The sequence below is a fragment of the Pedococcus aerophilus genome (genome assembly GCF_039532215.1).
In the GTDB taxonomy this organism is placed as follows: Bacteria; Actinomycetota; Actinomycetes; order Actinomycetales; family Dermatophilaceae; genus Pedococcus; species Pedococcus aerophilus.
The window spans coordinates 425,994-443,390 of the sequence record NZ_BAAARN010000003.1; the positions used below are offsets into that span (position 1 = coordinate 425,994).

General features: G+C 72.7%; 17 protein-coding genes. 6 read left to right on the forward strand and 11 right to left on the reverse strand.

Going from position 1 to position 17,397, the window contains the following annotated elements; translation table 11 throughout:
- Positions 1 to 81 precede the first annotated feature (81 nt).
- Both ABD286_RS14145 and ABD286_RS14150 read right to left on the reverse strand, forming a co-directional pair.
- Positions 82 to 1,113 carry a GTP pyrophosphokinase gene (locus tag ABD286_RS14145; RefSeq protein WP_344194560.1) on the reverse strand — a complete coding sequence of 344 codons (1,032 nt, stop codon included), beginning with the start codon at positions 1,111 to 1,113 and terminating at the stop codon, positions 82 to 84.
- A 61-nt stretch (positions 1,114 to 1,174) separates the two neighbouring features.
- Positions 1,175 to 1,696, reverse strand: coding sequence for a DinB family protein (locus ABD286_RS14150; RefSeq protein WP_344194562.1), 522 nt, complete (start codon positions 1,694 to 1,696; stop codon positions 1,175 to 1,177).
- A gap of 60 nt (positions 1,697 to 1,756) precedes the next feature.
- On the opposite strand from ABD286_RS14150, the gene ABD286_RS14155 reads away from it, so the two are divergent.
- Both ABD286_RS14155 and ABD286_RS14160 read left to right on the forward strand, forming a co-directional pair.
- The gene (locus ABD286_RS14155; protein ID WP_344194564.1) at positions 1,757 to 2,446 is read left to right on the forward strand and encodes an NADPH-dependent F420 reductase; all 690 of its coding nucleotides are present in this window, start codon (positions 1,757 to 1,759) and stop codon (positions 2,444 to 2,446) included.
- Between the two features lie 40 nt (positions 2,447 to 2,486).
- Positions 2,487 to 3,440, forward strand: coding sequence for a serine hydrolase (locus ABD286_RS14160; RefSeq protein ID WP_344194566.1), 954 nt, complete (start codon positions 2,487 to 2,489; stop codon positions 3,438 to 3,440).
- Positions 3,441 to 3,491: 51 nt separating this feature from the next.
- Here the strand turns inward: ABD286_RS14160 and ABD286_RS14165 are convergent, their stop codons facing one another.
- Positions 3,492 to 4,751 (reverse strand): cysteine desulfurase-like protein, encoded by a 1,260-nt coding sequence (locus ABD286_RS14165; RefSeq protein WP_344194568.1) that lies wholly within the window; start codon positions 4,749 to 4,751, stop codon positions 3,492 to 3,494.
- Positions 4,752 to 4,789: 38 nt separating this feature from the next.
- Entirely contained in the window at positions 4,790 to 5,308 is a 519-nt protein-coding gene (locus tag ABD286_RS14170) for a 2'-5' RNA ligase family protein (RefSeq protein ID WP_344194570.1), read from the reverse strand.
- A gap of 153 nt (positions 5,309 to 5,461) precedes the next feature.
- Between ABD286_RS14170 and ABD286_RS14175 the strand changes: the two genes are divergently transcribed.
- The 4 genes from ABD286_RS14175 to ABD286_RS14190 all read left to right on the forward strand — a co-directional run bounded on the left by ABD286_RS14175 (position 5,462) and on the right by ABD286_RS14190 (position 11,001).
- The gene (locus tag ABD286_RS14175) at positions 5,462 to 6,529 is read left to right on the forward strand and encodes an alkene reductase (RefSeq protein WP_344194572.1); all 1,068 of its coding nucleotides are present in this window, start codon (positions 5,462 to 5,464) and stop codon (positions 6,527 to 6,529) included.
- A 211-nt stretch (positions 6,530 to 6,740) separates the two neighbouring features.
- Positions 6,741 to 7,463, forward strand: a complete 723-nt coding sequence (locus ABD286_RS14180; protein ID WP_344194574.1) for a VOC family protein — start codon at positions 6,741 to 6,743, stop codon at positions 7,461 to 7,463.
- Positions 7,464 to 7,570: 107 nt separating this feature from the next.
- Positions 7,571 to 8,962 (forward strand): sigma 54-interacting transcriptional regulator, encoded by a 1,392-nt coding sequence (locus ABD286_RS14185; protein ID WP_344194576.1) that lies wholly within the window; start codon positions 7,571 to 7,573, stop codon positions 8,960 to 8,962.
- Positions 8,963 to 9,006: 44 nt separating this feature from the next.
- Entirely contained in the window at positions 9,007 to 11,001 is a 1,995-nt protein-coding gene (locus tag ABD286_RS14190) for a vWA domain-containing protein (protein ID WP_344194578.1), read from the forward strand.
- Positions 11,002 to 11,057: 56 nt separating this feature from the next.
- Here the strand turns inward: ABD286_RS14190 and ABD286_RS14195 are convergent, their stop codons facing one another.
- From ABD286_RS14195 to ABD286_RS14225, 7 genes are all read right to left on the reverse strand, one after another.
- Entirely contained in the window at positions 11,058 to 11,675 is a 618-nt protein-coding gene (locus ABD286_RS14195) for a LutC/YkgG family protein (protein ID WP_344194580.1), read from the reverse strand.
- Positions 11,672 to 13,129: a lactate utilization protein B gene (locus tag ABD286_RS14200; protein WP_344194747.1), complete on the reverse strand. Its 1,458-nt coding sequence runs from the start codon at positions 13,127 to 13,129 to the stop codon at positions 11,672 to 11,674. The genes ABD286_RS14195 and ABD286_RS14200 overlap by 4 nt, the downstream gene beginning before the upstream one ends.
- Positions 13,130 to 13,161: 32 nt before the next feature.
- Complete coding sequence (locus tag ABD286_RS14205) at positions 13,162 to 13,944, reverse strand: (Fe-S)-binding protein (protein ID WP_344194582.1); 783 nt, start codon at positions 13,942 to 13,944, stop codon at positions 13,162 to 13,164.
- A 64-nt stretch (positions 13,945 to 14,008) separates the two neighbouring features.
- A complete protein-coding gene (locus tag ABD286_RS14210) occupies positions 14,009 to 15,295 on the reverse strand; it encodes an enolase C-terminal domain-like protein (RefSeq protein ID WP_344194584.1) in 1,287 nt (428 codons plus the stop codon).
- Positions 15,292 to 16,323, reverse strand: coding sequence for an aldo/keto reductase (locus ABD286_RS14215; protein WP_344194586.1), 1,032 nt, complete (start codon positions 16,321 to 16,323; stop codon positions 15,292 to 15,294). The genes ABD286_RS14210 and ABD286_RS14215 overlap by 4 nt, the downstream gene beginning before the upstream one ends.
- Complete coding sequence (locus tag ABD286_RS14220; protein ID WP_344194588.1) at positions 16,316 to 16,636, reverse strand: L-rhamnose mutarotase; 321 nt, start codon at positions 16,634 to 16,636, stop codon at positions 16,316 to 16,318. The genes ABD286_RS14215 and ABD286_RS14220 overlap by 8 nt, the downstream gene beginning before the upstream one ends.
- Positions 16,633 to 17,397 carry an SDR family NAD(P)-dependent oxidoreductase gene (locus ABD286_RS14225; RefSeq protein ID WP_344194590.1) on the reverse strand — a complete coding sequence of 255 codons (765 nt, stop codon included), beginning with the start codon at positions 17,395 to 17,397 and terminating at the stop codon, positions 16,633 to 16,635. Before ABD286_RS14225 ends, ABD286_RS14220 begins: the two co-directional genes overlap by 4 nt.

A 17,397-nucleotide genomic window follows, 5' to 3' on the forward strand; every position in this document is an offset into this window, starting at 1 on the left:
GGCTGGGGCGGCGGCCGGCTCTGCGCGACCTGCCGCGGCGGATGATGCCTCGGACGATAGACCCGGCCCCCGACAGCGTCATCAGCCTTTCTGCGCGGCCTCCGGCGGCGCGGCGCGCAGCTTCTCGAGCCGGGCGCGCAGGGAGGCCTCGCGGTGCGCGTTGCCGTGCAGGCCCAGGTAGCGGGTCCCGAACACCGCGAGCAGGGCGTCATCGAGGCGTCGGACGGCACCGGCGGGGTAGCGGTAGCCCATCCGGGCGTTGATCGCCGGGGCGTCGATCGACTGGAGCAGCCCCGCCAGCTCTTCCAGCGAGGTGATGCCCAGCTCGAGCAGCAGACCAGAGATCCAGGCGTAGTGGTCGGTGCGCGACCAGCCCGCATCGGTGAACTGCCCTGCCAGGAAGGCGGTCAGGTCGGCCGCGCTGATCCGGGGGTCGCTGTCGTCGGCGGGCGGTGCGTGGCCCCCTCCCATCGTCGCCTGGAGGCGGTGCCGGATCTCGGAGAACTCCCGGTCGGCGAGCTCGAGCAACCCGGCGGCGAGGGTGAACCGCCGGTCGAGGTCGCTGACGTGCTCCTCGGGGATGGTCCCCTTGTAGCGGATGTCGTGCTCGAACTCGGCCCACGCGTGCTGGAGGATCGTCCGCACCTGCACCGAGGCGCTGTGCCCCTTGAGCGAGTCGTACTGCGCCGGGGCACCCTTGATCCGGTCGATCGCCACGAGGAGGTGCCGACTCGCATACCCGAACCGGCCCTGCCGGGCGGTCTCCTGGCCGAGGTCGCGGTCGTCGAGGACGCTCAGCTGGTCCGACAGCAGGTCGGCGACGGCGGTCACGTCGTCGCGCAGGTAGGTGACGACCCGGACGCCGAGCTGGTCGGTGATCTGCTCGAAGGGGTCGGCGTAGAGCGGCGAGCCGTCAGGGGCGGTGCGGGCAGCCTTGCCCGCGAAGGACGAGACGCTCTTGGCGCGGCCGGTCACCGACACGTAGTTGATGCCCGCGTCGTCGAGCAGCGCGGTGATCATGGCCACGAACCCGTCCGCGGCCTCCTGCACCTCGGCGTGCGCCGCGGCATACCGCTGCACGGCGTCGCGGATGCGCTCCTGGTCCTCGCTCACGGACCCCACCCTGCCGTATGGCGCCCTGCCGCGGGTCGTGCGCCCGCCTCCACTCCCCTCTTCACTCGCCCGTGGCGCCGTCGATCCGCTCGCGGATCAGGTCGGCGTGGCCGCAGTGGCGGGCGTACTCCTCGACGAGGTGCACGAGCAGCTCCCGCAACGAGATCGGCTGCCGCGTCGGGTGGGTGCTCATCACCCCGAGGTCCGGTGCGGCGTCGACGAACGAGCGGGCATGGGCGACCTCACAACGCCAGGCCTCCCACGCCTCGGCGACCACGTCGGCGTCGGGGACCGCACCGTCGAAGTCCGCATCCCGGGCGTCGGCGTCGTACAGGCGCGGGATCTCGTTGCCCTCCATGGTGATCCGGAACCAGATGTGCTCGACCTTCGCCAGGTGGCGCAGGAGACCGAGGAGTGAAAGCGTCGACGGCTCGACCGACCGGGCGGCGAGCTGCTCCGGGGTCAGCCCCTCGCACTTGCGCTCGAAGACTCCCCGGAAATGGTCGAGGTACTCGACGAGGACCTCCCGCTCGGTCGGGGCGGTGGGGGCAGTAGGTGCGGCGGTGTCCGGCTCGGTGGGCATGACGGGGATCTTGTCGTGCCGGGCAGGAATCTGCGAACGGGTTCTGTGGTTGACGCAGCCATGACGACCATCGGATTCATCGGTAGTGGCAACATCGGCAGCACCGTGGCACGACTGGCCCTCGCGGCCGGCCACGAGGTCGTGATGAGCAACAGCCGCGGACCGGAGACGCTCGCCGACCTGGTCACCGAGCTCGGTCCCGGCGCCCGCGCGGCCACCGCAGCGGAGGCAGCTGCGGCCGGCGACCTGGTCGTCGTGACCATCCCCCTCAAGAACTACCGCGACGTCCCCGTCGAGGAGCTGGCGGGCAAGGTCGTGATCGACACCCTCAACTACTACCCGCAGCGCGACGGCGACATCGCCGAGCTGGACGACGAGTCGACCACCACGTCCGAGCTCGTGCAGTCCCATCTCTCGACGTCGAAGGTGGTCAAGGGCTTCAACAACATCTACTTCGAGCACCTGCGAGAGCTGGCGCGCCCGGCCGGTTCGCCCGAGCGGAGTGCGCTGGCGATCGCCGGCGACGACGCGTCCGCGAAGGCGACCGTCACCCGCTTCCTCGACGAGATCGGCTACGACACCCTCGACCTCGGCCCGCTCGCCGAGGGCTGGCGAACCCAGCGCGACACGGCCGCCTACGCCGTGATGTATGCCGCCGACCCGAGCGACTGGTCGAAGGGCCCTGCCCCCGTGGACGCCTCCGCGCTCGCCGACCGTGCCGCGGCGGCGAAGCGGTACCGCGACAGCTGAGCCCCCTGCTGCCGGCCGGCGGCGGCTACCCTCGATGAGCGTGCGCCCCACACTCGTCCTCGCCGCCGCCCTGGCGGCAGCCACCCTCGTGGTCGCCGCCTGCTCGTCGCCGGCCCCGGAACGGGCAGCCCGACCGTCGACCACGTCCGCGACGACGACCCCGTCAACCACCTCGCGACCGCCGACCACCATGTCGACCACCACGTCGGCCACCACTCAGACAGCGAAGCCCAAGCCGTCCACGCCGACGCGGACCGCTGCCCCGACCACCCCGAAGCCGAGCACGCCGACGCGATCGCCCTCCCCGGCTCCGCGGCCGGCGGGGCTCAAGGGAGACACCCGGAACGCCTTGGCGTTCGCGCCGCTGTCGAACCCGGGCGACGTCACCGTCGAGGGCTCGGTCTCGAGCTGGAAGGCGTGGTCGACGTCCAAGGTCCTGGTCGTCGCGGCCTTCCTCGACACCGTCTGCGACGGCGACCCCGGGCAGGCCACGGCCCAGCAGAAGCGCTGGATCACTGCTGCCCTCACCGCGTCCGACGGCGATGCCGTCGTGGCCCTGCGCAACGAGATCCCCGGCAGCCCCGGCGCAGCCATCGACCGGGTGCTGCGCTCCATCGGCGACACCCGCACCGTCGCCCCGGACACCTCCCAGGGCGGGATGCGGTGGACCATCCGCGAGCAGGTGCGCTTCATGGCGGCCCTCGCCAACGGCCGCGTGGTCTCGAAGGCCTCGAGCAGCTACCTGCTGTCGGCGATGCGTCCGATCAGCGCCCACCGCTGGGGGCTGGGCACGATCGGGGCGGGGGCGTTCAAGGGCGGCTGGCTCCGCTCCGACACCGTCACCCGCCAGATGGGGATCTACGACGGGTATGCCGTCGCGATCATCACCGACCACGTCGGTCCCGCGGTGGTCCAGACCGACGGCGACTCCGCCCACGTGCAGCAGATGAACCGTCTCGCCACGATCCTCAAGGCCCGCCTCGCCCGCGGGTAGCGCCGCCGACCGAGGTTTGACCCGCCTCGCCGACCGCGCCTCCCGCGTGGGTCAGGCTTGGGCGAACCAGGCGTCCAGGCCGCCGAGGAGCCGGTCGACGTCGTCGTCGTTCGTGTACGACGCCAACCCGATCCGCAGCGCCCCGCCGTCCCCGAGGCCGAGCGTCCGGGACGCCTCGAGCGCGTAGAAGTTGCTCGCGGGGACGTTGACCCCGCGACCTGCGAGGTACCGGTAGATCGCGGAGCTGTCGTGCCCCTCGAAGTCGACGAGCAGGGTCGGGGTGCGATGGGCTGCGCGGGAGTAGAGCGTCGCACCGGGGAGCTCCACCAGCGCCACCTCGATGCGGGTGCGCAGCTCGAGCTCATGCGCCTCGACCGCAGCCAGCGAGCGCACCAGCCGCTCGCGCCGCGACAGGGCACCTCCGGTGTCGCCGCCACCCTCGGCGGGGACCAGGTCGGCCATGAAGTCGATGGCCGCGGCCGTGCCGGCCATCAGCTCGTAGGGCAGGGTCCCCAGCTCGAACCGCTCGGGCACGGCGTCCGACGACGGCGCCAGCTTGTCGGGGTGCAGCGTCTCGAGGAACGCCGGATCGGCCGCGAGCGCTCCGCAGTGCGGGCCGAAGAACTTGTAGGGCGAGCAGGCCACGACATCGGCGCCCGAGCCGACGAGGTCCACGGTCGCGTGGGCGGCGAGGTGGACGGCGTCGACGAAGAACAGGGCTCCCTGGTCGTGGGCGATGCGGCTGATGGCCGGGAGATCGGGGCGCGTCCCGATGAGGTTGGAGGCCCCCGTCACCGCGACGAGCCGCGTCCGGTCGGTCACGACGTCGGCGAAGGCCTGCGCGTCGAGCTCACCGGTCACCGGGTCGAACTCCGCCCAGCGCACCGTCGCACCGACGGCCTCGGCGGCCAGCACCCACGGCCGGATGTTGGCGTCGTGGTCGAGCCGGCTCACGACGACCTCGTCGCCAGGACCCCAGTCCTTGGCCAGCGTCCGCGACAGGTCGAACGTCAGCGCGGTCATGCTCCGCCCGAACACCACCCCGCCCGGTTCGGCACCCAGGAGATCGGCGAGCGCCGCGCGTCCGGCGAGGACGTTCGCGTCGGAGTTCTGCTCGGCGCGCGTCACGCTCCCGCGGGTGGACATGGGCGCGGTCATCGTCGCCGCCACGGCCTGCGCCACGACGGTCGGGATCTGCGACCCACCGGGCCCGTCGAAGTGCGCCGCGCCACCGTCCAGAGCCGGGAATTGGGCCCGGAGGGCGGCGACGTCGAGGGTGGCGGTGGCAGCTGAAGGTGCGGTCGGCGGCATACCCAGCACTGTGCCATCCCCACCGGGTCGGGACCCGCTCAGACCTCCCACGCGCGCCGGGCGACGGGATCCCACCGCCGCAGGGCGGTGGCCTCCCCCACGAGCTCCGGCACACCACTGCGCTCAGGACCGAGGGCGTCCAGCGCGGCCGCCACCCCGTCGGCCCGTATGCCGCGGGCGAGCGTCACGTGCGGCACCCACCTCCCCGGGACGGTGTGGGGCGAGGGGCCGGTGGCCCCGGCGAGCGCGGCGACGACTCCTGCGTGCAGGTCGAGGAGTGCACGGTCGAGCACGACCAGGCGGGCTAGCACCAGCCGTCGTCCGCCGAACAAGACGGGTGGGCCGAGGCGCACGGGCAGCGGCACGGCCCGGGCGGCGTCTGGCAGCGAACCCTCGTCCTCGGGGAAGCCCTCGGCGGCCAGCACCGAGACGTGCGGGGCGTTCGTCTCGCCGCGGTGGTCGGCCTGGCTGGGCAGTCCGGCGGCCGACAGGGCAGCCCACTCGGCCCGGACCGCGGCATCGGTGGCCGGGTCGAGGAGGAGCTCGACGGACTGCACCCCACCATCCTGTCCGCCCACGTGATCTGCGGCACGCCCACCGCACGGACGACGCCCTGTCACCGGGAGTTCACCCCACTCCGGGAATCACGGGCCACCGGACCGGGTTGGCGTCATTGTTGAACTTTTGACGATCGACTTCGAGGAGATTGCATGTCCAAGGCATTCGAGAACGCCCAGGTCGGCCCGTGGACGCTGCCGCAGCGTTTCGTGATGGCCCCGCTCACCCGCAACCGCGCCGGTGAGGGTGGCGTTCCCACCGACCTCAACGTCGAGTACTACCGCCAGCGCGCCAGCGCCGGCCTCATCGTCACCGAGGGCACCCAGCCGTCCGCTGTCGGCCAGGGCTACCTCGACACCCCCGGCATCCACAGCGACGAGCAGGTCGCCGGCTGGTCCAAGGTGACCGAGGCCGTGCACGCCGAGGGTGGCCGCATCTTCATCCAGCTCATGCACGCCGGTCGCATCGCGCACCCGGACAACAAGAACGGCCTCGAGTCCGTGGCCCCCAGCGCCATCGCCGCCCCCGGGAAGATGGTCACCGCGAACGGCCAGGTCGACCAGCCGGAGCCGCGTGCCCTCGAGACCGACGAGGTCCCCGGGATCGTTGCCGAGTTCGTCCACGCCGCCAAGCAGGCCGTGGCCGCCGGCGCCGACGGTGTCGAGGTCCACTCGGCCAACGGCTACCTGCTGCACCAGTTCCTCGCGCCGAGCAGCAACACCCGCACCGACGGGTACGGCGGCTCCCCCGAGAACCGTGCGCGCCTCTCCATCGAGGTCACCCGCGCCGTCGCCGAGGCCATCGGTGCCGAGCGCGTGGGCATCCGCATCTCCCCCGCCCACAACATCCAAGGCGTTCTCGAGGAGGATGCAGCCGACACCGCGGCGACGTACGACGCGCTCGTCTCGGGCATCGCCGACCTGGGCCTCGCCTACCTGAGCATCCTCGCCGCGCCCGACTCGGACCTCCTCCGCGACCTGCGCAAGCGGTTCGACGGGCCGGTCATGATCAACACCGGGTTCGGCGACGTCACGACGCTGGACTCCGTCGAGGGCCTGCTCGAGCGCGACCTCGGTGACCTCGTCGCCGTGGGCCGCCCGTTCCTGGCCAACCCCGACCTGCCCAAGCGCTGGCGCGAGGGCATCGAGCTCAACGAGCCGAACCCCGACACCTTCTACGGCGGCGGCGCCGAGGGCTACACCGACTACCCGGCCGCCTGACGCAACCGATCCACCTGCCTGACCCCACCGCCTGACCTCCGGCGCCACCGACCCGGCGCCGGACAGGGCCTGCTCTGCCGTCCAGCGAGCTGTGCCCACCGGAGTGCGCCCTGCCCATGAAGCTTCATGGGCAGGGCGCATTTCCATGGGCAGAGCCGGGAGATGAGGCGGCAGGGGTGTGCGGCGCAGTGCCGCTCCCTAGGGTGTCCGGATGGCTCTCGCCCGATTTCAGGACCTCTGCCTCGACGTCTGCGACGAGGACACCCAAGCGGAGTTCTGGGCTGCCGCACTCGGCCTGAGGCGGCGGCCAGGCCCCGGTGACCCCGGGGTGCTGGACGGCCCCACCCCGCGCCACGCGCTGTGGCTCAACACCGTGCCCGAGCCGAGGACGGTCAAGCACCGGGTCCACCTCGACGTCGACACCGAGTCGGTGGAGGCCCTCGAGGCCCTGGGGGCCACCGTCCTGGCACCCGCCACCGACGAGCAGCGCTGGACGGTCATGGTCGATCCCGAGGGCGGCGAGTTCTGCGCCTTCGTCCGTCCGCCGGACCGGCTTCGGGCCTACCGCCTCTACGAGCTCGTGGTGGACTGCGCCGACCCCGGGCCCCTCTGTCGCTGGTGGGGGGACGTCCTCGGCCTGCCCGTCGGTCACGACGTCGAGCACGACTGGTGGTGGATCGAGGCAGGCCCTGAGCAGGCCCTGCCGTTCGAGAGCATGGTGTTCGTCGCGGTCCCCGAACCGAAGACGGCCAAGAACCGCCTGCACTGGGACGTGCAGACCGCTTCCGTGGCCGCGCTCGTCGCGGCCGGGGCCACGGTCATGGGCGAGCAGCCACGGTGGACCGTGCTCGCCGATCCGGAGGGCAACGAGTTCTGCGCCTTCGTCGTCGATGCGTCCGACCAGCCGGTCGCGGACCAGCAGGTCGCGGACTAGCGGGTCGCGGACCAGCGGTTCACGGGCCAGCGGGCGCAGCCGACCACCCCGTGGGCGGGGCGGCCCCACGGGTGTCGGTCGCGAGGAGCCGGACGTAGCGTGGAGGAATGACCCAGACCGAACGCCCCGGCACCCTCGGCGAGCTCGTCGCCACCGGCTACACCCACCGCAGCGTCAAGGCTGAGCTCCGCGAGAACCTGCTGGAGCGGCTGCGGTCCGGTGAGCCGGCTTTCCCGGGAATCGTCGGGTTCGACGACACCGTCCTGCCCGAGCTCGAGAGCGCCCTGCTCGCCGGCCACGACCTGGTCCTGCTCGGCGAGCGCGGCCAGGGCAAGACCCGCCTCATGCGAACCCTCGGCCAGCTCCTCGACGAGTGGGCCCCCGAGGTCGCGGGCTGCGAGATCCACGACGACCCGACCGTCCCGGTCTGCACCCGCTGCCTGAACCTCAAGGCCGACCTCGGCGACGACCTGCCCGTCGTCTGGCGCCACCGCGACGAGCGCTACACCGAGAAGCTGGCCACGCCCGACACCAGCGTCGGCGACCTCGTCGGCGACGTCGACCCGGTCAAGGTCGCCCAGGGACGCACCCTCGGCGACCCCGAGACCGTCCACTACGGCCTCGTCCCCCGCGCCAACCGCGGCATCTTTGGCCTCAACGAGCTCCCCGACCTCGCCGAGCGCATCCAGGTGGCGATGTTCAACGTGCTCGAGGAGCGCGACATCCAGATCCGCGGGTACTCCCTGCGCCTGCCGCTCGACCTGCTCCTCGTCGCGACGGCCAACCCCGAGGACTACACCAACCGCGGCCGCATCATCACCCCACTCAAGGACCGCTTCGGCGCCGAGATCCGCACGCACTACCAGGAGGAGGTCTCCGACGAGGTCCGCCTGATCCAGCAGGAGGCCGAGACGGTGGCCGACGTGCCGGAGCACCTGGTCGAGGTGCTGGCGCGGTTCACCCGGGGCCTGCGCGAGTCCTCCGCCGTGGACCAGCGCTCCGGCGTCTCGGCGCGCTTCTCGATCGCGGCTGCCGAGAGCGTGAGCGCCTCGGCCCTGCGCCGGGCCGCCCGCGCCGGTGAGGCCGACGCCGTGGCCCGCATCTGCGACGTCCCCACCGTCGTCCCGACGCTGCTCGGCAAGGTGGAGTTCGAGATGGGCGAGGAGGGCCGTGAGCGTGACGTCCTCGACCACCTGCTGCGCCTCGCGACCGCCGAGACCTTCCGCGCACGACTGCAGGGCCTGGACCTGTCCGGCTTCACCGAGCGGTTCGCCGAGGGTGAGGTCGTCGAGACCGGCGAGCTCGTCCCCGCCGCCGACCTGCTCGCCCAGATCGGCACCACCCCCGGCCTGTCCAAGGTGCTCGACCGACTGGGCCACGGTGACGACGCCGGCCCGGGCCAGGTGGCTGCGGCCGTCGAGTTCGTCCTCGAGGGCCTGCACCTCACCCGTCGCCTCGACAAGGACACCGTGGCCGGCCGCACGGTCTACGGAGCCTGACCGTGCCCTCCTCCGGTGGACACCGACGCGGGGACGGCGGTCGTATGGGGCGAGGCCCCGGCTCCGGAGCCGGTCACCACGGCGACCGGTTCCGCTACGGCCCGTGGCAGGGGGGCGCCGATCCGCTGGCCCCGCCGTTCGACGTGCGGGAGGCGCTCGACGAGATCGGTCGGGACGTCCTCGCGGGCGGCTCGGCCCGGGAGGCTCTGCGCGACCTGCTGAGGCGGGGGATGGACGGGCGACGCGGGCTCGACGAGCTCGCCGACCGCATACGACGTGCTCGGGACGCGGCCCGGCGCAAGGGTGACCTCTCGGGCACCCTCGACCAGGTGCGGGCGGCCCTCGACCAGGCCCTCGCCGCCGAGCGGGACACGCTCGCCGGGGAGGACACCGACGACGCACGCCTCGCGGAGATGGACCTCGCCACCCTGCCCGACGACGCCGCCGGACAGGTGCGGGCGCTGGCCTCCCACGAGTGGCACTCCCCCGAGGCCAAGGCGATCTACGACTCCATCGCGCAGATGCTCCAGCGCGAGGTGATGGACGCGCAGTTCGCCGGGATGGCGCAGGCCCTGTCGAACCCCGACCCCGAGGCGATGGCCGCCGTCCGCGACATGCTCGCCGACCTCAACCGGCTGCTCGCCTCGCACGCCCAGGGCGAGGACACGACCGATGCCTTCCGGGCCTTCATGGACAAGCACGGGGGGCTGTTCCCCGAGGACCCGCAGGACGTCGACGAGCTGATCGACGCCCTCGCCCGGCGGCAGGCCGCGGCGGCCCGGATGATGGCGTCCCTGTCGCCCGAGCAGCGCGAACAGCTCGGCCAGCTCATGAGCGACGCCCTCGCGGATGCCGACCTGGCGTCGGAGATGGCCCAGCTGAACGACAACCTCCGGGCCCTGCGACCCGGACTCGACCGGGGCAGCCCCGTCGGGATGCGGCCCGGTGGTGAGCCGATGGGCTACAGCGCGGCGGTCGAGGCCGTCGCCGAGCTGGCCGACCTCGAGTCGCTGATGGAGCAGGTCGGCCAGAGCTACGGCGGGTCGAGCCTCGACGACATCGACGTCGAACGCCTCGAGCAGCACCTGGGCGCCGACGCCGCCCGCGACCTGGAGGCGTTGCGCCAGCTGGAGCGCGAGCTCGAGCGCCAGGGCTACGTCAGCCAGGGCGACGACGGACTGCGCCTCACCCCACGCGCGGTCCGGCGCCTCGGCGAGACGGCGCTGAAGAAGGTGTTCGAGGGCCTGTCCGCCGATGGTCACGGCGACCACGACGACCGCCGGACGGGTCACGCCGACGAGCCGACCGGCCTGACACGGCCGTGGGATTTCGGTGACGAGCAGCCCCTCGACGTGCCCCGCACCGTGTCGAACGCCCTGCGCCGCACCGGTATCCAGCCCGGTCAGGTGAGCCTGGACGTGGCCGACTTCGAGGTGGTGGAGACCGAGCGGCGCACCACCGCGGCGGTCGCGCTGTGCGTCGACATGTCCTTCTCCATGGTCAACGAGGGCCGCTGGGGACCGATGAAGCAGACGGCGCTCGCCCTGTCGCACCTCGTGCAGACGCGGTTCCGGCAGGACGCGCTGCAGATCATCGGGTTCAACATCGCCGCCAAGCGGCTCACCCCGGTGCAGCTCGCCGACGCCGAGCCCGAGTGGGTGCAGGGGACCAACCTCCAGCACGCGCTCATGCTGGCCTCCCGCCACCTGCGCCGCCACCCCCAGGCGCAGCCGGTGGTCCTGGTCGTCACCGACGGTGAGCCGACGGCGCACCTCGGGGACGGCGGCATACCGGAGTTCCAGTGGCCGACGACGAACGCGACCCTGCGGGCGACGGTCGCCCAGGTCGACGAGCTGCGGAGGTCCGGGGCCGCGCTCAACGTGTTCATGCTCGGCGAGGACCCGGGGCTGGCGAGGTTCGTCGACGCGATCGCGAGGCGGGCCGGCGGTCGGGTGTTCACCCCGAGCGTCGACCGGCTCGGCGAGTACGTCGTGAGCGACTACCTCCAGGCCCGCAAGGGTCGCCGCGCCGCCGGCTGACGCGACCGGAGTGCGGCGACCGCGTGACGCCGCGGGGCGCGGCGGGACCGAACCGGTCAGTCGCCGACGAGGACGACGTGCAGGCGGCGCGGGCCGTGGACGCCCTCGACCCGGGACAGCTCGATGTCGCTGGTCGCCGAGGGACCACTGACCCAGGTCTGCGGCCGACGGGGGTCGAGGCGGGCCAGGGCGTCACCGACGTCGGACACGACCTGGCGTTCGTCGACGATGCACACGTGCAGGTCGGGCAGGAGCGTGACGGATCGTCGCCCCTGGCCGCGGCCGTGGTCGAGCACGACGGTGCCGGTGACGGCGATCCCGATGCTGGCGCGGGTCACCACGGCCTCGATGCCGTCGAGCTGGGCCGCGGTGAGGTCGTCGTCCAATGTGGCGCCGGGGAGCTCGAGGTCCAGACCGGGCGGCACGACGACCCCGTGTGCGTCCGCGACGATGGACGACACCACCTCGGCGAGCTCGGCCGCGCCGCAGCGGGTCACCTCGGCGCGGTAGTCCGCCACCCGTCCGGCGAACAGCGCGACGACCTCCTCGCCGGGGGCCTGATCGGGGCCCGGGACGGACGGGACGGGCGGCGGCGACGCCACGGGTGCCGGGGAGGACGCGGCCGGGTGCAGGGCGGACCGGACGGCGGCCAGCACCTCCTCGCGGGCGCTCACGAGGCACCGCCGTCGCGACCGGTCCGACGCCACCACGCCCGGAACGACTCCCGCGGGGGGACGGGGAGGTCCCTGGCGCGGGTCCAGTGGGAGCCCGGCCAGGGCAGGCGGGTGATGACCGGTCGCGTCGTGCCCGCACGGGACCCGCGCCACAGACCCGCCGCGGCACCGAGCAGCCTTTCGCCGAGACCCAGCCGAGCCGCGCTGCCCAGGCCCCAGGCTGCTGCCTTCATCGCCACCGCCTCGGCCTTCGGAAGACCGTCGCCCCGGTGGGCGTCGACGACCTTGCCCCGCAGGTGGACCAAGATGCCGGGGATGTCGATGGCGACCGGGCACACGTCCCCGCAGGCACCACAGAGCGTCGACGCGTAGGGCAGCGCATCCGTCGCCGGGTCCTGCCCGACCCCCTTGAGCAGCGGGTTGAGGATGGCCCCGATCGGGCCCGGGTAGACCGAGCCGTAGGTGTGGCCGCCGACGCGTTCGTAGACGGGGCAGACGTTGAGGCAGGCCGAGCAGCGGATGCAGCGCAGCGCCTGGCGCGCGAAGTCGTCGGCCAACGCCTTGGTGCGACCGTTGTCGAGCAGGACGACGTGCACCTCCTGCGGTCCGTCGCCGGGTGCGACGCCCGACCAGGTGGAGGTGTACGGGTTCATCCGCTCCCCGGTCGAGGACCGTGGCAGCAGGGTGAGGAACGACTCGAGGTCGGACCAGGTCGGCACGACCTTCTCGATCCCGACGACCGACACCAGCACCTCGGGCAGGGTCAGGCACATCCGGCCGTTGCCCTCGGACTCGACCACGACCAGGGTCCCGGTGTCGGCGACGGCGAAGTTCGCCCCCGACACGGCCATGCGGGTCGAGAGGAACTTCTCGCGCAGGTGCAGCCGGGCCGCCCCTGCCAGCACCGCGGGGTCGTCGGTCAGCCCGTCGGGCGCGGCGCGTCCAACGGCCCCCATCCGGTCCCGGAAGATGTCGCGGATCTCGGTGCGGTTGCGGTGGATCGCAGGGACGAGGATGTGGCTGGGCAGGTCGTCACCGAGCTGCACGATGAGCTCGGCGAGGTCGGTCTCCCACGCCGAGATCCCTTGTTCGGCAAGGGTTTCGTTCAGCTGGATCTCCTGGGTGGCCATCGACTTCACCTTGACGACATCCCGGATGCCGTGGGCTCGGGCCACATCGGCCACGACCCGGCAGGCGTCGGCGGCGTCCCGGGCCCAGTGCACCGTCGCCCCCCGTGCGGTCAGTGACGCCTCGAGGGTGAGCAGGTGCTCGTCGAGGTGGGCCAGCGTCTCGTCCTTGGTGCGAGCAGCCCGCTGACGCAGGCCTTCCCAGTCCTCGAGCTCGTCGATGACGGCGGCGCGCTTGGCCCTGATGGTGCCTGTCGCGTGGGCGAGGTTGCGGCGCAGCTGCGCGTCGCCCAGGGCGGCACGCGCCGCCGTCGGGAACGGCGGCATACCGAGGAACGTCGTGGGGCCCGTCACCGCGCTCACCGGGCCACCGAGGTTGTGCCATCGGCGGCGTCGAGGCCATCAGCGCCCTCGTCCGGGGTGTGCGCGAGCACCTCCGCGAGGTGCATCGTGCGGATTCCGGCGTGCCCGCGTGAGAGCAGCCCCCCGACGTGCATGAGGCACGAGCTGTCGCTCGTGACGAGGACCTCGGCACCGGTGGACCTCACGTGGGCCGCCTTGTCGGCGCCCATCGCCACGGACGTGTCGGCGTTCTTGACCGCGAAGGTCCCCCCGAAGCCGCAGCACTCCTCGGCCCTCGGCAGCGGCACGAGGTCGATCCCGCCCACGGCAGAGAGCAACCGGGTCGGGCGGTCACCCACCCGGAGCATGCGCAGGGAGTGGCACGTCGGGTGGTAGGTCACCCGGTGCGGGAACCACGCACCGACGTCGACGACGCCGAGCACGTCGACGAGGAACTCGCTCAGCTCCAGCACCCTCGGCGAGGTCTGCCGGACGGCATCGGCCAGCGCGGCATCACCGGACCGGGCCGCCACCAGCCCGTGCTGGTGGCGGACCGACCCCGCACACGACCCCGACGGGACGACCACGTGGTCGAACCCCTCGAAGGCAGAGACGAAGGTGCGCACCAGGGGGACGGCCTCGTCGAGGTACCCCGTGTTGACCATGGGTTGGCCGCAGCAGGTCTGCGCCTGCGGCACCTCGACGGTGACCCCCAGCCGACGCAGCAGCCGAACCGTGGCCTTGACCGCCTCGGGGAACATCGCGTCGCCGATGCACGTCGACATGACCGCTACACGCATGGCGCCACCACCGGGTCGCTCGGTTCCACGCAGCTCGGACCCACAGGGCTCGGACCCACGCGGCTCAGGCCCACGCGGCGCCGCCGGGGTAGGCAAACCGCTCGCGGGAGGCGTCGTGCATCCGCGCGGAGAACCCCGGTGCCGTCGGCGTGACGTACCGGCCGGCGCGGACCACGGCAGGCTCCACGAAGTGCTCGTGCAGGTGGTCGACGAACTCGACGACGCGGTCGTCCATCGACCCGCTCACCGAGACGTAGTCGAACATCGACAGGTGCTGCACGAGCTCGCACAGGCCCACGCCACCGGCGTGCGGGCACACGGGCACGCCGAACTGCTTGGCCAGCAACAAGATCGCGATGTTCTCGTTGACACCGGCCACGCGCGCGGAGTCGAGCTGCAGGACATCGATCGCACCTGCCTGGAGCAGCTGCTTGAAGATCACCCGGTTCTGCGCGTGCTCGCCCGTCGCGACCTTGACCGGCGAAACCCGGCGGCGGATGGCGGCGTGGGCCAGGACGTCGTCCGGGCTGGTCGGCTCCTCGATCCAGTAGGGGTCGTAGGGGGCGAGCATCTTCACGGCACCGACGGCGTCCTCGACGTCCCAGCGCTGGTTGGCATCGATGGCGATCCGGATGTCGGGGCCGACTGCTTCACGGGCGAGCTTCATCCGCCGGGCGTCGTCCTCGGCGTCGGCGCCGACCTTGAGCTTGATCTGGGTGTAGCCGTCGGCCACCGCCTCACGGGCGAGCCGGACCATCTTCTCGTCGCTGTAGCCCAGCCACCCGGGCGAGGTCGTGTACGCCGGGTAGCCGGCCGTTCGCAGGTGGTCTGCGCGCTCGCGCCGGGTCGGCTCGGCCGCGCGCAGGATGTCCAGCGCCTGTTCGCGGTCGAGGGCGTCGGTGAGGTAGCGGAAGTCCACCTGGTCGACCAGCTCCTCCGGGCTGAGGAACGCGAGGTACTCCCACAGCGGAAGCCCGGCCACCCGGGACTGACGGTCCCAGAGGGCGTTCAGGACAGCCCCGATCGCCATGTGCATGACGCCCTTCTCCGGCCCGAGCCAGCGCAGCTGGCTGTCGTGCAGGAGCGCCCGGGCGGTCTCGGCCAGGTCGTGCGGCGTCCCGACGTTGCGACCGACGAGCAGCTGCTCGACGGCCTGCAGGGCCGTCACGACGACCTCGTTGCCGCGGCCGATGGTGAAGACGAAGCCGTCGCCCTCCGAGTCGTCGTCGCAGCTGAGGCGCACGTAGGCGGCCGAGTAGTCGGGATCGGGGTTCATGGCGTCGGAGCCGTCCAGCTCGCGCGAGGTGGGGAACCGGATGTCACTGACGGTGATCGAGCTGACGATGCTCACAGCACTCCTTCGACGATCTTTTCTGCCTCTGGCCACACGGCCTCGGGGACGGGGGTGGACAGCCACCGGGCCGAGGAGCGCACGTGCTCCGGCTTCGCCTGCCCGGTGACGACCGCCGCGACGGCGGGGTGCTGCAGGGGGAACGTGAGGGCGAGGTGCGGCAGGACGGTGCCGTGGTCGCGGGCCAGGTCGGCGAGCTCGCGGGCCGCGGCCAGCAGCCGGGGATCGGGCGCCTCGTAGTTGAAGTGGGTGTCGGCTGCGGGGTCCGGCCGCGACAGCAGCCCGGAGTTGAACGGTGCGGCGGCCAGCACGGACACGCCGCGTCGCTCGCACTCGGCGAGCAACGGCTCCCCGGTGCGGTCCAGCAGGGTCCAGCGCCCGGCGAGCATGACGACGTCGAGGTCGCTCTCCCGGACGAAGCGCAGCGGCGCCTCCCACTGGTTCATCCCGACACCGATCGCGCCCACGACGCCTTCGTCGCGCAGGCGCACCAGCTCGGGCAGGGCCTCGGCGAGCACCTGCTCCACGTGGTCGTCCGGGTCGTGGACCAGGGCGATGTCGATGCGGTCGGTGCCGAGCCGCTCCAAGCTCTCCTCGATGCTGCGGCGGACGCCGTCGGCCGAGTAGTCCAGCAGGCGGGTCAGGTCGTCGGGGGTGTCGAAGCCCCACGCGAGGTCGTTGCCGACCGGGTTCTCGTTGGGGACCAGCAGGCGCCCCACCTTGGTCGAGAGCACGAGCTCGTCCCGCGGGCGGTCGGCCAGTGCCGCACCCAGGCGACGCTCCGACAGGCCGACGCCGTAGTGCGGAGCCGTGTCGAAGTAGCGGACCCCCTCCTCCCATGCGGTGTCGACGGTCGCCCGCGCCGTGGACTCCTCGACGGGCCGGTAGAGGTTGCCGATGCTCGCCGCCCCGAACCCCATGGTCGTGACGTGCAGGTCCGTGCGACCGACACGACGGGCAGGTATGGCGCCGTGCTCCGCCTCGGGCCCGGTCACCGTGGTGCCGGGCCGGGTCTGGCCGTCAGTCATGGTGGAAGACCTCCTCCATCGGGGCCCACTGGCTCTCGGGACAGGTGTCCCACCGCTGCTGGCACGGGTCGGTCAGCGCCCACCACTCCTGCGTCCGCGGGTCCGCGGCGATGGCAGCGACATCGGCGTCGTGGTCCTCCCCCTCGTGCTCGTAGTACGAGAAGAGCAGCCCGTCGCGCAGGAAGATCGAGAAGTTGTGGATGTTGCTGCGCGAGAGGCGGTCGAGCACCTCGGGCCACGCCGCCGCGTGCAGGCGGCGGTACTCGGCCTCCTTCTCGGGTCGCAGCCGGACCACGGAGCCGTAGCGCTTCACGACGACGGGGTCTCGCGCGGACGCAGGCGCAGGCGGTCCATCCCGCCGTCGACGGCCAGGTGGGTGCCCGTCGTGGAGGCGGACAACGGCGACGCGAGGTGGGCGACCGCGTGCGCGACCTCGTCGGCCGAGACGAGTCGGCCGTGCGGCTGACGGGCCTCGAGCGCTGCCCGCTCGGCGGCGGGGTCGTCGGCCTGGGCGAGCAGCCGCTGGACCCAAGGGGTGTCCGCGGTCCCGGGGGTCACGGCCGTGACCCGGATGCCCTCGTGCAGGTGGTCCGCCGCCATCGCCATCGTGAGCGCGAGCAGCGCCCCCTTGCTCGCGGAGTACACCGCGCGGGCCGGCAGCCCGGCCGTCGAGGCGATGGAGCAGGTGTTGACGATCGCGGCGTGCTCGGACTCGCGCAGGGCGGGCAGCGCGGCGCGGCTCACCCGGGCCGGCCCGACGACGTTGACGTCGAGCACCCGGTGCCACTCCTCGTCGGTCGCGTCGGCCACCGTCCCGACGGCACCGGCACCCGCGTTGTTGACCAGCACGTCGAGGCCGCCGAACTGCGCGACCGCCGACTCGACGGCCGAGCGCACGGAGGCGTCGTCGGTGACGTCCGCGACGACGCAGACGAAGTCGTCGGCCAGGTCCGCCTCGACCCGGTCGAGGATGGCGACCCTCGCGCCGCGCGCGGCGAGCGTCCGAGCCACCGCCAGGCCGATGCCCGAGGCCCCGCCGGTCACGAGCGCCTTGATCCCGTCGAACTCCTGCAT

Coding starts and splice junctions, on each gene's coding strand:
- ABD286_RS14150 (WP_344194562.1), bottom strand. CDS start 1,696: ATGCCCACCGAGCCGGACACCGCCGCACCTACTGCCCCCACCGCCCCG.
- ABD286_RS14200 (WP_344194747.1), bottom strand. CDS start 13,129: ATGCCGCCGTTCCCGACGGCGGCGCGTGCCGCCCTGGGCGACGCGCAG.
- ABD286_RS14175 (WP_344194572.1), top strand. CDS start 5,462: ATGTCCAAGGCATTCGAGAACGCCCAGGTCGGCCCGTGGACGCTGCCG.
- ABD286_RS14190 (WP_344194578.1), top strand. CDS start 9,007: ATGGGGCGAGGCCCCGGCTCCGGAGCCGGTCACCACGGCGACCGGTTC.
- ABD286_RS14185 (WP_344194576.1), top strand. CDS start 7,571: ATGACCCAGACCGAACGCCCCGGCACCCTCGGCGAGCTCGTCGCCACC.
- ABD286_RS14215 (WP_344194586.1), bottom strand. CDS start 16,323: ATGACTGACGGCCAGACCCGGCCCGGCACCACGGTGACCGGGCCCGAG.
- ABD286_RS14225 (WP_344194590.1), bottom strand. CDS start 17,397: ATGCAGGAGTTCGACGGGATCAAGGCGCTCGTGACCGGCGGGGCCTCG.
- ABD286_RS14165 (WP_344194568.1), bottom strand. CDS start 4,751: ATGCCGCCGACCGCACCTTCAGCTGCCACCGCCACCCTCGACGTCGCC.
- ABD286_RS14180 (WP_344194574.1), top strand. CDS start 6,741: ATGGCTCTCGCCCGATTTCAGGACCTCTGCCTCGACGTCTGCGACGAG.
- ABD286_RS14155 (WP_344194564.1), top strand. CDS start 1,757: ATGACGACCATCGGATTCATCGGTAGTGGCAACATCGGCAGCACCGTG.
- ABD286_RS14205 (WP_344194582.1), bottom strand. CDS start 13,944: ATGCGTGTAGCGGTCATGTCGACGTGCATCGGCGACGCGATGTTCCCC.